Annotated in this window: 8 protein-coding genes; 4 read left to right on the top strand and 4 right to left on the bottom strand. The window is 69.8% G+C overall.

Annotation, left to right across the window (positions count from 1 at the left end):
- The first annotated feature begins 219 nt into the window (after nt 1-219).
- Nucleotides 220-3,447 carry a Tn3 family transposase gene (locus ACSDR0_RS41055; RefSeq protein WP_435294365.1) on the top strand — a complete coding sequence of 1,076 codons (3,228 nt, stop codon included), beginning with the start codon at nt 220-222 and terminating at the stop codon, nt 3,445-3,447.
- Nucleotides 3,448-3,761: 314 nt separating this feature from the next.
- On the opposite strand, the gene ACSDR0_RS41050 is transcribed toward ACSDR0_RS41055, so the two are convergent.
- The 4 genes from ACSDR0_RS41050 to ACSDR0_RS41035 form a co-directional block, all read right to left on the bottom strand.
- Nucleotides 3,762-4,829: an MBL fold metallo-hydrolase gene (locus ACSDR0_RS41050; protein ID WP_435294364.1), complete on the bottom strand. Its 1,068-nt coding sequence runs from the start codon at nt 4,827-4,829 to the stop codon at nt 3,762-3,764.
- A gap of 214 nt (nt 4,830-5,043) precedes the next feature.
- Nucleotides 5,044-5,922 (bottom strand): alpha/beta fold hydrolase, encoded by an 879-nt coding sequence (locus tag ACSDR0_RS41045; protein ID WP_435294363.1) that lies wholly within the window; start codon nt 5,920-5,922, stop codon nt 5,044-5,046.
- A gap of 145 nt (nt 5,923-6,067) precedes the next feature.
- On the bottom strand, nt 6,068-6,538 hold the full coding sequence (locus ACSDR0_RS41040) for a cupin domain-containing protein (RefSeq protein ID WP_435294362.1): 471 nt from the start codon (nt 6,536-6,538) through the stop codon (nt 6,068-6,070).
- A gap of 26 nt (nt 6,539-6,564) precedes the next feature.
- Nucleotides 6,565-7,599: an alpha/beta fold hydrolase gene (locus ACSDR0_RS41035; protein ID WP_435294361.1), complete on the bottom strand. Its 1,035-nt coding sequence runs from the start codon at nt 7,597-7,599 to the stop codon at nt 6,565-6,567.
- A 464-nt stretch (nt 7,600-8,063) separates the two neighbouring features.
- Here ACSDR0_RS41035 and ACSDR0_RS41030 point away from each other — a divergent pair, with 464 nt between their 5' ends.
- The 3 genes from ACSDR0_RS41030 to ACSDR0_RS41020 all read left to right on the top strand — a co-directional run bounded on the left by ACSDR0_RS41030 (nt 8,064) and on the right by ACSDR0_RS41020 (nt 14,443).
- Nucleotides 8,064-10,364 (top strand): helix-turn-helix domain-containing protein, encoded by a 2,301-nt coding sequence (locus ACSDR0_RS41030; protein WP_435294360.1) that lies wholly within the window; start codon nt 8,064-8,066, stop codon nt 10,362-10,364.
- A 463-nt stretch (nt 10,365-10,827) separates the two neighbouring features.
- Entirely contained in the window at nt 10,828-13,575 is a 2,748-nt protein-coding gene (locus ACSDR0_RS41025; RefSeq protein WP_435294359.1) for a helix-turn-helix transcriptional regulator, read from the top strand.
- Between the two features lie 103 nt (nt 13,576-13,678).
- Nucleotides 13,679-14,443 carry an alpha/beta fold hydrolase gene (locus tag ACSDR0_RS41020; RefSeq protein WP_435294358.1) on the top strand — a complete coding sequence of 255 codons (765 nt, stop codon included), beginning with the start codon at nt 13,679-13,681 and terminating at the stop codon, nt 14,441-14,443.
- Nucleotides 14,444-14,459 lie beyond the last annotated feature (16 nt).

Genomic DNA, 14,459 nt, shown 5'->3' with positions numbered 1-14,459 from the left:
CCACGCAGCACCGCATCAAGGAGCCCTTCCTACATAAAGCTCCTCTCTGCGTTCGTGACACACGCCCACATAAGCCCAAAACCCACATTGAGTGGATCATGAAGGGTTGAGCAGGCGGGTTTGATGAAGCTGTGATCTTCTTCGCCTGTTGTGTCGCGTATTCGTCTCGCTACGGTGTGCCTCGTCTGTTGAGCGGTGCCGGGCCGGGAGGCGTGTGCGGTGACGTCGGTGGAGCGGACCGCCTATCGGGTGTTCCCGCGGTTGATGATGACGCGCGAGTTGTACCTCTTCTTCTCCCCCTCCCAGGAGGAGATGGCCTGGGCGCGTGAGAAGACCGACACCGATGAGCACCTGCTGGCGTTGACACTCGCGCTCAAGTGCTTTCAGCGGCTGGGCCGCTTCGCCAAGGTGCGTGAGGCGCCGGTCGTGGTGGTGGAGCACGTACGGCGGTGCCTGGAGTTGAAGGACGACATCGCGCCGGTGTACGCCTCGGCTCGCACCGCCGAGTCGCATCGAGTGCTGGTGCGGCGCAGGGAAGGGGTGGCGTACGCGCCGGGCAAGGCCCGCAAGATCGCGGCCAAGGCGATGACTCGGGCGGCGTGGGTGAAGAACCATCCGCCGGACCTGATCAACGTGGCGTTGGAGCGGCTGGCGCAGGCCCACCTGGAGCTGCCGGCGTTCTCCACCCTGGACAGCATGGAGTCGACAATCCGCGGCCAGGTCAACGGGCAGATCTTCCAGACGATCTGGCGGCGGCTAGGTGCTGAGGGCCGCGCCCGCATCGAGGCGCTGCTGGTGGTCGGTCCGGGCGGTAAGAGCGATCTGGACCGGTTGAAGAAACCGGCGCGGCGGGCGAGCTGGTCGAAGTTCAAGGCCCAGGCCGCCCACCTGGCGTGGGTGGAGGGCTTGTGCGACACCGAGATGGCGCTGGAGGGCATCGCCGCCTCGAAGATCGCCGATTTCGCGGGCGAGGCGGAGGCGGCCGACGCCGACGTGCTGGCCCGTACCTACACCGTCGACGCCAAGCGGGTCGCGCTGCTGGTGTGCCTGGTGCACACCGCTCAAGCGCGGGCGCGCGATGATCTGGCCGCGATGTTGTGCAAGCGGATGGCCGCCACCGCAAAGAAGGCCAAGGCCAAGCTGGAGGAAATCCATCAGCGGCAACGGCAGGTGGTGGAGAACCTGATCGGCACCTACCGGAGCGTGCTGCAGGGCCTGGTGCCGGGCGGGCCAGTCGAGATGGCCGAGGTCGCGGCCGCGCAGATGGTGATGATGGCGCTGGCCGCGCTGAGGGGCCCCGGCCGTGACGCGGAGGCAGACCCCCAGGCCGACCCCGAGGCCGGCAACGAAGCCGTCGGGGAGGCCAGCGGGAGCAGTGAGGAGTCAGATCAGCGGGCCGGTCTCGGGACGGCCATCGAGATGCTGGTCAAGGTGGTGCGGATGCAGGCCGCGGGGGTGGGGTCGGTCCGGCAGGTGGTGGAGCGGGCCGGCGGCGCGACCGCGCAGCTGGCCGACATCGAGGAGGTGACGGCCTACCAGCACGACAACCACGAGCTGCTGGTGCAGCAGTTCTTCAAGGCCGACCGGTCCACCATGCTCGCCCTGGCCGCCGTGCTGAGGTTCAAGGCGACCTCGGCCGACCGCAGCGTGCTGGACGCCTTGGACCACGCGATCACCTACTGGGGCAAGACCCGCGACTTCATCCCCGCTCGCGACACCGACGGCCGCCGCTTGGATCTGGGGTTCGCCTCCGCCAACTGGCTGCGCGCCATCCGGGACCGCAAGCACCCGGGCATGCTGGTCAAACGCCACTTCGAGGCGATGGTATTCGCCTACCTGGCCGAAGAGTTACGCACCGGAGACATCGCGGTGGCCGGGGCCGCCGAGTACGGCGACTGGAGCTCGCACCTGCTGAGCTTCGATCAGTGCCGGCCCCTGCTGGCGGCCTACTGCGCCGAGGCGGGCCTACCGGCAACCGCGGCCGAGTTCGTGGCCGAGCTGAAGGAGCGCCACCGCCAGGCCGCCGAGCACCTGGACGCCGGCTACGCCGACAACGAGGACCTGACATTCGCCAGGGACGGCACCCCGACGCTCAAGCGGCCGGCCGGGCTCGGCACCAGCGCGGCCGCGACCAAGCTGGGGGCGAAGATCAAGGCGCGGATGCCCGAGCGCACGCTGATCGAGATCACCTCGCGCACCGCATACTGGCTGGGCTGGCACCGGCATTTCGGGCCCGCTTCCGGCCATGACCCCAAGCTGAAGAAGCCGCAGGACCGCTACGTGCTGACCACGTTCGCATGCGGGTCGAACATGGGCCCGGCCGAGGCCGCCCGGCACATCGAGGGCATCAGCGCGCACGAGATCTCGCTGGCCAAGAACCGGCACGTCACCGTGGCCAAGCTGAACAAAGCGATCAGCGACGTGGTCAACGCCTTCGCCCAGCTGGATGTGGTCAAAGCGTGGGGCGATGGCAGCAGCGTGGGCACCGACGGCACCCAGGTCGACACCTACATCGACAACCTGCTGGCCGAGATCTCGATCCGATACGGGGGCTTTGGTGGTATTGCCTACCATTACGTATCAGACAATTACATTGCGTTGTTTTCCCGATTTGTTCCCTGTGGGGCGTGGGAGGCGATCTACATCATCGACGGGCTGCTCGCGAACGCCTCCGAGGTTCAGCCCAAGACGGTGCACGCCGATACCCAGGGCCAGTCCTTCCCCGTCTTCACGCTCGCGCATTTGTTCGGGTTCGATCTGATGCCGCGCATCCGCAACTGGAAGGACCTGACCTTCTTCCAGCACACCGACCAGGTCACCTACCACCACATCGACGCCCTGTTCCGCGGCGATGGCGGTCCCCGCAACGTGATCGACTGGGAGCTGGTGGAGAAGATGTGGCCCGACCTCATGCGGGTGGCGATCTCCATCCGCGAGGGCAGGCTCAACTCCGTCACCCTGCTGCGCAGGCTCGGCTCGCACTCCCGCAAGAACGAGATCTACCGGGCGTTTCGGGAGGTCGGCCGCAGCGTACGCACCGTCGCGTTGCTGCGCTTCCTGGCCGACCCGGCGCTGCGGCGGCGCATCACCGCGGTCACCAACAAAGTTGAGGGGTTCAACGGCTTTTCTGGCTGGCTGCGGTTCGGCAACGACGGTGTCATCGCCGACAACGACCCGGCCGAGCAGGAGAAGATGATCAAGTTTAATTCCTTGCTGGCCAACTGCGTGATCTTCCATACCGCGCTGGACATGATGGCGGTGATGCGCCAGTTGCTGGCGGAGGGCTGGGAGATCAGCGCCGAGGACGTCGCGCAGCTGTCGCCCTACCTGACCGCGCACATCAGCCGGTTCGGCCTGTACGCGACCGACGTGCTGCGGCTGCGCCCCGACGACTTCGACCCCGACCTGCCCGAGATCGACTTCACCACCCTGGCCGAGGCGGCGTAACACTCCACCTTGCTTCCACTTTGCTCACGCGAGTCCCCGGTCCGCCTGAGGCGGCCCTGGAGTCCCGTACCCACCATGAAGCAGGTCGTGTCGATCACCAGCCCACCGGGAGTACGGGGTACCGGAGGCTGGGCGTGGCCTGGGCAGGCGGGATGGACTCGTCACTGGTGTGGCGCGGCTGGCGAGGCGGACGGTGCCGGTGTTGACGGCAACCCACGAAGCGGTGTCCAACGCGGCCGTCCTCCTGATCGGTGTGGGGGTGGTGTTCGTGGGACCACGACTCCTGGCTCTTCGCCGGCAATCGGGCGTGTTGGTCAGGGACGGATGCCGAAGGGGCCGAGCAGGCCGGTGTCGATTCGCATGGACTCCAGCAGGCCGAAGGCGTTGTCCTTGGTGAACACGTCGGCGGCGGCCAGCGTGCCGAGGTAGCTGGCGATGACCGGGGCGGCGGCCTGCTGGGCGACCGCGTTCAGGTAGCCGGCGAAGATCGCCCACGCGTTGCCTGCTGGACCGTACTTGCTGAAGAACGGCGCCGGGTCGAGGCTGGAGACCGTGTCACGGACGCTGGTCTGCAGGTCGGCCAGGTATCGCTGTTGCAGGTGTCCGTCGGCGCGGGTGCCGAGACGGCCGAGGTGGCCGCCGACGAGGGTGCGCCACGGGTATCTCATAGCGGTGTCGTGGGCCCGCAGCCAGCCGGGGATGTCCTGGGAGACGGCGAGGTTCTTGAACGGTACCCAGCCGGGATAGAGCACGTCGACCACCATCAGGGTCTCCTGCTGGGGGGCGTAGACGAAGATGTTGTCGGGTGAGTGGTTGGGGCCGTGGTAGGCCAGTTCGAGACGCTCGCCGCCGACCCGCAGGACGTGGTGGGCGTCGAAGGTGAGCGTGGGCGCCGGCCGGTTCGGGTCCGCGTCCCGGCGCAGGAATCTCGCGGTCTCGGTATGTCCGATGCGGATGACGTCCTTGTCGAAGATCGAGGCGGCTCCGATGTGGTCGGCGTGGGAGTGGGAGTAGATGAGGTGGGTCACCTTCCGGGGGCGGCCGTTGGCCCGGGTGACCTCCTCGATGGCGCGCAGCAGGTTGTGCCCGATGGTGGGTGGCGCGTCGACCAGGACCACGCCCTGGCGCGTGGTCAGGAACATGGCCTGGTAGGAGGAGTCGGTGACCCAGTACAGGTCGCCGTCGATCTGGCCGACGAAGTAGCCCTTGTCGTTGAGCTTGGGGCCTTTGGACGCCTCGGGGATGGGCGCGTAGTCGGGCAGGGTGCCGGATGCAGGCGCGTCGCCGGGCCCGAGCAGGCCGGAGGCCAGGGGCAGCGCGGATGCGGCGGTCGCTCGGGTGAGGAAGGTTCGCCTGCTCGAGTGGGCGCTGGTGTGGACCATGGGGGTTGTCTCCATTCGGAAGGTGTGGCTGCCAGACGAACGTGGGACGGGCGGAGCGGTGCGACGGGTCCGTTGGCGGGGTGGCCAGCCGGTGTCCTGGACAGTCACGATCCGGCCGAGTCCGCGGGTGAGCATTGGGGCGGCCAGGGCCGGAACCGCGGCGGGCGCGGGGATCGCGCCTGCCGCGGTCCGGACTGATGCGTCTCGTGTGAGATCAGCTGGTGGTGCGGGCTGCCGCTGTGATGAGGGCGGTGGTGGTGTCGGGTCGGGAGATCATGATCACGTGTGAGGCGTCCCTGACTTCGCTGGCGTGCGCGCCGGCGCGCTTGGCCATGAACCGCTGGGCTGCGGGTGGGATGGCCTGGTCGGCGCCGGCGACCAGGTACCAGGAGGGGACGGTCTTCCAGGCGGGCGGCCCGCTGGGGGAGGCGAGCGCGGCCAGGGCGGCCGGGCGTTGGGTGGCGGCCATCAGTGCGGTGTCGCGGGCGGGCAGGTCGGCGGCGAAGGCGGCGCGGAACTTGGCCGGATCGACGTAGGCGTCGGTGCCGGTGTCGCCGCCGGGCAGCGGGTACCGGCGGGTGATCAAGCTGGTGGGCAGCTGGCTGCCGGGGAACTTGCCGGTCAGGTCGAGCGCCGACTCGGCCTCCTCGGGTGCGAATGCGGCGATGAAGACCAGCGCCTTGACGTTGGGGTGGCCGGTGGCGGCGTTGGAGATAACCGCTCCGCCGTAGGAGTGGCCGACCAGGATGACCGGTCCTTCGATGCTGGTGAGGACGCTCGACAGGTAGGCCGAATCGCCTGCCAGGTCGCGCAGGGGGTTGGCGGGGGCGATCACCGGGTAACCGGCCCCTTGGAGCCGGGCGACGACCTTGTTCCAGCTCGAGGCGTCGGCGAACGCGCCGTGGACCAGCACCACGGTGGGTTTGGCCGTATGCCGGCCCGCCGTGGTGGAGGCGGCGGCCGACGAGGGAAGAGCCGTGGCCAGGACGGCCAGCATGGCCAGGATGGCCAGGACGGCCAGCGTCACGGGCAGCGGGATTCGGGTTCCCGGCCGGGAGAGCGGAGAGGTCCGTAAGGACACGTGCTCGGGCATGGTGGATCTCCTTGGTAGAGATGAAGGTGTCGAGCGAGGCGCTGAGGCAGCGGGAGGCTTAAGTCGTCGCCCGTCGCCCGCCCGCCTGTCCGTCCGTCGGGCAGGCAGGGGCGGGGCGCGGAATGGCGTGGTGGGAGCGGTGCGCCTAGGCCACCGGCGGAGGCCCCGCCACGCGCAGGCGGTACGCCTCGGCCGAGGCGACGACGGCCTCGATGTCGAAGGAGGCCGGCGCGTCGTTCACGTCGGAGATGGGCGAGCCGTTGGCGGCGAACCACTTCTCGATGCCGGCGGGGCCGAAGGCGGCGACCAGGCGGGCGTTCGGTGAGCGGACCAGGTAGCTGTGCGGGACGCCGCGGGGGCCGTGCGCGACGGCACCGGCGTGCAGGTCGTAGCGGTCGTCCCCGACGAAGAAGGTGATCTCGCCATCGAGCACGATCCAGATCTCGTCCTCTGCCTCGTGAACGTGCAGGGGCGGCGCGTGGCCCTTGAGGTCGGTGAACTCCATCACGCTCAGGGTGCCGCCGGTCGCCGTGCTCGGCACCAGGATCTGGGCCTGGCCGCCGAGGAACCAGAAGGGGTTCCGCGCGTCGCCGGTCCGGGGTGGACGTCTGTTCATGTGGCTGCTCCTGTTCCGGCGTCGGGTCAGTTCTTCTTGAGGAAGTGCAGGAGTGTGCCGGTGAGCTGTTCGGGGTGTTCCTCGAAGATCCAGTGACCGGAGTCCTCGATGACGGTCCCGGTCACATGGCCGGCGTACCTGCGGACCTGGGCGGGGACGGAGTCGCCGAGGCTGCCGCGGGCGCCGATGGCGAGTACGGGCATGGTGAGCTTCTTCGCGCCGTACGCGCGATTGTCGGCGACGTCCTGGGGGAAGGCGCGGAACCATTCGAAACTCGCCCGCAGGTGCGCGTCGTCGCGCAGGTAGCGGGCGTACTCGCGGACCTGTTTGTCGCTGACGCCGTTCTTCTTGACTTCGAGGGAGTCGACGAAACGCTCCACCCACTGCTCTTCCCTGCCGTCCACCATGCGCTCGGGCAGGCCGTTGGTGAGGCTGAAGTAGCCGAAGTTCCAGAAGCCCGGCCCCTTCGAGGTGAGGGAGGGGAAGGTGTAGAGGGTCTTGTCGGGGATGGGTGCCTCGCTGAGGACCAGCTTGGCGATGTCGCCGGGGTGAGCGGCGGCGTAGGCGTAGGCGACCATCGTGCCGATGTCGTGCCCCACGAGCCTGATGTCCCGCTTGAGGCCGAGCGTGGTCAACAGCCCGTGTACGTCGGCGGCGAGGGTCTTCTTGTCGTAGCCACCGGCGGGTGCGTCGCTCTTGCCCGCTCCGCGGAGATCCGGCGCGATGACCGTGTAGTGCTTGGCGAGCTTGGGCAGGACCTCGCGCCAGGTGTACCAGGTCTGCGGATACCCGTGCAGCAGCACCAGCGTCGGCCCGTGTCCACCGCGCACGTAGTTGATCGCGACGTCGCCGACCTGAACTCTCTGCTCGCGGAAACCCGCTGGAACTCGCGGCTCGTCGCCGGTCTTCGACGGCGTCTGGGAGGTGACGGTTGTGATGGGGGCCGGTGTGGCCACAGCGGAGGCGGCGGGGGCGAGGGAGGCGAGCATGCCGATCACCGCGATCGGGATGACGACGCGGCCGCGGATCTTCGGGTCAAGGGTGAAATGGAGGGTTTTCACAAGACGTTCCCCTTTTCGAGGCGAGCGAGGGTCGTAGGCTGCTGAACGCGCCGGCTGTGCGGTCCGGCTCGCCGGTCTCTCCACGGCGGACCGGGGCGTCGTCCGCGGTTCGCCGGGAGCCCCGGCGTCGCTGCTCAAGGAGCGCTGGAGCAATGGGCGTTCATGCGGCAAACCGTAGAAACCGGCTCGCTTGCCGCGCTAGCGTCACCTGACTGCGTCACCGAGCGCTACGTGACTGCAGTCACTGAGCGCTGCGTGACTGCACGGCTTGTTCCAGGCCGAAGGTGAACGAAGCGGCGGCTCGCCCTCGATCGTGCGGTGACCTCTGTTCGCGGGCCGGTGCCGGGAGGCCCGCCCCCGGCCCGGACGCTTTCATGGCCAGGGTGCCCGGCACCGGCAACAGGAGGCAGATATGACAGTAGGGCGATGACCAGGGTCGATGTTCCTGATTTTTTCGATAAGCTTTGGGTGGTTTCCGGCAGGTCGCGAAGAAGGAGCACTCGATCACCACTTCGGGCGGCTTCGCGGAGGCGCTGCGTGGCCATCGGCACGCGGCGCGCCTGACTTTGGAGCGGCTCGCCGAGGCCTCGGGGGTCAGCGTCCGGACGCTGTCGGACATGGAACGCGGGCGCAGCAGGGGTCCTCAGCACCGGACCGTCACCGCGCTGGCCGACGCTCTCGGCCTGGCCGGCGCCGACCGTGAACAGCTGGTCGGTCTGGCGCGTGATGGACGTCTGCGTGATCGCTGGGCGCGTCCGACCGGGTTGTGTGAGCTGCCGCGCTCGGTCGACGACTTCACCGGGCGGGCGGCGGAGCTGGCCTGGACCGGCGAGCTGGTGCGTGCCGGGGAGGTGCCGGGCGCCGCGGAGGTGGGGCTGATCACCGGTTCGGCTGGGCTGGGCAAGACCACGCTGGCGGTCCGCACCGCCCATGCGCTGCGGCCGGACTTTCCCGGCGGGGTGTTCTTCCTCGACCTGTTCGGGATGTCCGCGCATCCCTTGGCCGTCGAGGAGGCACTGGGCACGTTGCTTCGCGCGCTCGGCGTCACCGATCAGCAGATTCCGGGTGATGTCGCCGGGCGTGCGTCGTTGTATCGGTCCCTGCTGAGTGAGCGGCGGGTGCTGATCGTGCTCGACAACGCCACCTCCGAGGAGCAGGTCCGGCCGCTGCTGCCCGGCGGGGGTGCGGGCAGGGCGCTGGTGACCAGTCGCCGTCTGCTGGCCGGTCTGGAGGGGGTGCGCAGGCTCGGTCTGGGGCCGCTGCCTTTGCTGGAGGCGACCGAGTTGCTGGGGGGAATCCTGAAGGATCGCGGTGCCCCGGATGAGGGGTCGGCGCTGGGGCAGCTGGCGCAGTTGTGTGGCGGGTTGCCTCTCGCATTGCGGATCGCGGGGAATCGGCTGGTCAGCCGACCGGGCTGGAACGCCGCCGATCTCGCTGCCCGGCTGGCGAACGAGGAGCGCCGTCTGGAGCAGCTCAGTGCCGGTGATCTGAAGATCGCCGGCGCGTTCGGGTTGTCTTATGAGCAGCTGGCCGCCTCGACGCGGCGGCTGTTTCGCCGGCTCGCCCTGGTGCCGGGCCGCAGCTTCGACGCGGCGCTGGCCGCGGTGGCGGGCGGCACGTCGATCGAGGGGGCGTGGGACGCCCTCGACGACCTCGTCGATCTGGGGCTGTTGCAGGACAGCGCGGCGGGACGTTACCGCTTCCATGATCTGGTCCGGCTGTTCGCCCGTGACCGGCTCCGGCAGGAGGAGTCCGCGGCCGAGCACGACGCGCTCACCGTGGCGATGACGTCGTGGCTGGTGCGGACGGCCACCACCGCCGGACGATGGTTCGAGCCCGGATACGGTCATCCTGGTCCCGATGCCGCTGAGCTGTCCGCTGAGCTGTCCTCCGCGGAGGAGGCCGACCACTGGCTGCGTGTGAACGCGGACAACTGGCTGGGCGCGTTACGTCACCTGGCGGGCATCGGCCGGTTCGCCGCCGTTCTCGGCTGCGCCGAGTCGATGGACTGGTTCTCCGACCGGTGGATGCACGCCCCGCACTGGTACGAGGTCTTCACCCTCGGTGCCGAGGCCGCCGCCGCCCTGGGCGATCAGACCCGGCAGGCCGCCCAGCTGAACATGTTGGCCTGGGTCCATCTGCTGCCGCGAGATGACCCGCGGACCGCACTGCGCTACACGGCCCAGGCGATGGACCTGGCCACCCGCAGTGGTGCCACGACGCAGATCGCCTTGGCCCACCACCACGCGGCGGGCGCGTTCCGACGGCTCGGCCGGCTCGACGAGGCCATCGTGGCGGAAACCCAGGCGGCGAGGATACACAGGACCAACGGCGACATCGACCGGTACTGCCACTGCCTGGGCGCCCTCGCCACCTGCCTGCGCGACGCCGGACACCACAGCGAGGCGCTGGAGCACTACCTCGACCTGCTGACCCTGCTGAACGACGACCGCTCGGGGGTGACGCCGAGTGTCGCGGCGATCATCCGACCGATCGCGCTCGCCCGCGTCGGCGAATGCCTGGGACTGCTCGGCCGGCGGGCCGAGGCGATCGTCAAGCTCACCGAGGCGATCGGCCTGATGGAGCAGGCCCGGTTGCCCGCCCCGCAGGCCCGCTCCCTGGAGACGCTGGCGGCCTTACTGGCCAAGGAGGACCGGATCGGCGAGAGCCGCCAGACCTATGCGCGGGCGGCCGAGGTGTACGAGACCATCGGCGACGCCGAGGCGGGCGGCCGCTGCCGTGACCTGGTCAACGCCGTCCCCTGATGGTTTCCGCGCTACTTCTGCCTGCTGTTCTGCCTGGCCGGGTCGCGTGCGCGTGACTTGGATGAAGAACACCGGGACAGGCATCGGGCCCGTCCGTCCAGCTCGGGAGCGATCACGGCCACCAGGCGTCACTCCCGAAGAGCGCCGCCGCCCGCGAGCCGCCCGGAACACGCGCACCCGCAGAACTGAGCGCATCAGTGATCAGTGAAAGGCCGGAATCCTCATGATCCGCGTTCCCGACGAAGGCATGGTGCTCGTTCCCGGCACCCTCATCACCGCCACCCCCGAAGCAGGCGCGACATCCGGCCGCGGGAACGTCACACCCCCAGATTTCGCCACGGCGCAGGACCGGTCTGGTCAGAAGCGATCCGTCGGCAGATCTGCCGGTAACCCCGGCTCGCCGGTCCGCCCCTACCTGGAGCTCGCTGGACGGGACTCCAAGGGCAAGCGAAAATGGCTTTATATGCCATTAAAACAGCCAGTAAGGGCACTTTTCGGGCGGGAGTCCGAACAGCGACGTCTCGGCGATTTCCTGGACGGCGTCCCCAGGGGTGGCGGGGCGATGCTGGTGCGCGGCGAGGCGGGAATCGGGAAGTCTGCCCTGTTGCTGGACACGGCGAAGATCGCGGCCGCGCGTGGCATGCGGATCTTGCGGACGGTGGGTGTGGAGTCAGAGACGCACATGCCCTTCGCCGGTCTGCATCAGGTGCTGCTTCCGCTTCGTACCGAGATCGGGGAACTGCCCGCCCCGCAGCGCGACGCGCTGGAAGCGGCGTTCGGGTTGACCGGCGCCCGGGCGCCGGAACCGTTCCTCATCGCCCTGGCGGCGCTGAACCTCCTGGGCGAGGCCGCCGCCCGCTCGCCCCTCCTGCTCCTTGTCGAGGACGCCCACTGGCTGGACCGCGCCAGCGCCGACGTGCTCGCGTTCGTCGCGCGGCGGCTGGACTCCGAACCGATCGTGCTGCTGGCCGCGATACGCGACGGTTTCCAGAGTCCCCTTGACAGGGCAGGGTTGCAGGAACTGCTCCTCGATCGGCTCGACGACACCGCCGCGACCGCCTTGCTGGACGCCTTCAGCCCCACTCTGGCGCCGGAGGTGCGCACCCGGCTGCTGCGAGAGGCCGCGGGAAACCCCTTGGCCCTCGTCGAACTGCCGATCGCCTCGAACACGCGGGACGGGAAGGGGCCCCTGCCGCCGGGGTGGCTCCCGCTGACCACCCGGCTGGAACAGACCTTCACCGCCCGCATGTCGGGGTTGCCGCCGACCCTGCGGACCATGCTGCTGGTGGCCGCGCTCAACGACAGCACCGCCCTTTCCGAGATCCTCGACGCCACCGCGCTGATCACCGCCGAACCGGTCACGGCGGACGATCTGGCTCCCGCTGTCACCGCGCGGCTGATCGACGTGGACGAAACCGGAGTGTCGTTCCGGCACCCGCTCATGCGCTCGGCGATCTACCAGGGGGCGAGCATCTCCCAGAGGCACGCGGTACACGCCGCCCTGGCCGACGTCCTCACCGGCCGGCCGGACCGTCGCCTCTGGCACCGCGCGACCTCCACCCCCAGGCCGGATGAGAGCATCGCCGCCGAACTGGAGGCCGCGGCCAAAAGCGTGCGACGCCGGGGCGACCTGGTGTCGGCCGTCGCGGCGCTGGAGCACGCGGTCAGGCTCAGCGAGGATCCCGCTCACCGGTGTGAACGTCTGGTGCGGGCCGCCGAGTACGCGGCCGAGATGGGACGGCGCGACATCGTCGTGCGACTGCTGGGCGAAGGCGAGCCGCTGCGGCTGTCGGCCCAGCAGCGGGCCCGTGTCGTGTGGATCCGCGAGAGCTTCGAGGACGGTATCCGCGACGACAGCGCGGCGGCGCACTCACTGGCCGACCTCGCCGAGAGCATGGCGGCTCAAGGGAACGTCGATCTCGCGCTGAAACTCCTGTCCAGTGCGTCCCTGCGCTGTTTCTGGGCTCATGCCGACGAGCGGTCGCGGCAACGCGTCGTCACCGTGGCCGAGAGCCTGCCCGTCGACGATCTGGACGGGCGGTTGCTGACGATCTTGGCGTTCGCGGCTCCGATCGAGCGCGGCAAGGTCGTGATCGAGCGGCTACGCCATCTGGCCGCCCACCCGCCCGGCGGCCGGCCGGCGGCCCGCCTGCTCGGCAGTTCGGCGTTGATGGTGGGGGCCTTCGACCTGGCGGAGGAATTCTGCGCCGCGTCGCTGCCGGTCCTGCGCGCGCAGGGCCGGCTCAGCCTCCTGGCACGAGACCTCGGGGCACAGGCGTGGAGCGCGGCCCGGCTGACCGACCTGAGCGTGGCCATTCCCGCGGCCGAGGAGGCCGCCCGCCTGGCGCACGAGACATCCCAGCCGCTGATGCACGCCATCGCCCAGGCCTCGGGCGCGGTGCTCGCCGCGCTACGCGGCGAGCAGGATCGCGTGGAGAGCCTCGCGGTGGCGGCCGAGCAGGTGGCCCTGCCCATCGGAGCCCGCCCCGTGCTGGCCACGGTGCAGCTCGCGCGCGGGCTCGCCGCGCTGGGCGAGGGACGCTACGCCGACGCCTTCGACCATCTGCGACGGATGCACGACCCCGCCGATCCGGCCTTCCACCTGGCGCTACGCTGCTTTTCCGTCGCCGAGCTCGCGGACGCCGCGGTGCACAGCGGTCAAAGCCACGCGGTCGCCGGCGTCATCGCGGAACTGGAGGCGGTGGCGCTCACCACACCGTCGCCGTCCCTGCACGCCGACCTGCGCTACGCCCGGGCCGTGCTGGCCGACGAGGCCGCGGCGGAGCCCTTCTTCGACGCCGCGCTCGGGGCCGATCTGCGGCGATGGCCCTTCGTGCGGGCCCGGGTTCAGCTGGCGTACGGGGAATGGCTGCGGCGCCAGCGGCGTACGGCCGAGTCGCGGGCGCCCCTGCGCATGGCTCGCGAGACGTTCGACGCCCTGGGGGCGATCCCCTGGAGCGAGCGAGCGCGCCAGGAGCTGCGGGCCTCCGGAGAGAGCAGCCGCAGTCGCAGCAGTGAGGCGCGCGACGTGCTGACCGCGCAGGAACTCCAGATCGCCCAGATGGCGGCCGATGGCCTGACGAACCGGGAGATCGGCGAGAAGCTCTATCTGTCGCATCGGACCGTCAGCTCCCACCTCTACAGGATCTTCCCCAAGCTGGGGATCACCTCGCGGTCGGCGTTGGGCACAGCCCTGCGCGTATCGGCCTGACCTCGCCGCCTCGCCCGGTGATGCTCAGTGACTATCGATGACGCTCGGTGACACAGTCATGTGACGCTCGCGAGGCGCGCGGCGGGCTTCCTACGGTGATGCCATGACCACAGGAAGACCCTTCAGAAACGGCAGCACGCCGACCGTCGTGCTGGTCCACGGCGCCTTCACGGACGCGTCGAGCTGGGCGGGCGTGATCGCCGAGCTCCAGGCCTTCGGGATCCCCGTGACCGCGGTGGCCAACCCGCTGCGCGGATCGGCCATCGACGCCGCCTACCTCGCCGGCGTCGTCGCCGCGATCGACGGCCCGGTCCTGCTGGTGGGTCACTCCTACGGCGGTGTGGTCATCACCCAGGCCGCGGCCCAGCTGGGCAACGTGGTCGGGCTGGTCTACGTGGCCGCTTTCGCCCTGGAGACGGGGGAGAGCGTGCTGGACATCACGGGCCGCTTCCCCGACAGCCTGCTGGGCCCGGCGCTGCGGCCGGCCGTCTTCCGCACCGGCGATGGAGAGGAGGCCGTGGAGCTGTACATCAAGGACGACCGGTTCCCCGCGGTGTTCGCCGCCGACCTGCCCGAGCGCCTCATCTCGGTGGCGGCCGCCGCGCAGCGCCCCATCGCGGCGGTGGCCTTCGAGGAGAGCTCTCCCGCCGCGAGCTGGAAGACCCTGCCGTCCTGGTACGTCGTGGCGACCGCCGACCAGGCGATCCATCCCGCCGCCCAGCGTTTCATGGCCCAGCGCGCCGGGGCCGACACCATCGAGGTCGACGCCTCACACGCGATTGCGCTGTCGCGACCGGCGGCCGTGGCCGGCCACATCCGCACCGCCGCCACCGCGACCCAGGCGGTCAAGCACACCCATCCGGCATGACAGTCAGTCTCTGAGG

The organism is Streptosporangium sp. G11, from assembly GCF_051192615.1.
Classification (GTDB): Bacteria; Actinomycetota; Actinomycetes; order Streptosporangiales; family Streptosporangiaceae; genus Streptosporangium.
This window is presented reverse-complemented; position numbering and strand designations above follow the sequence as displayed.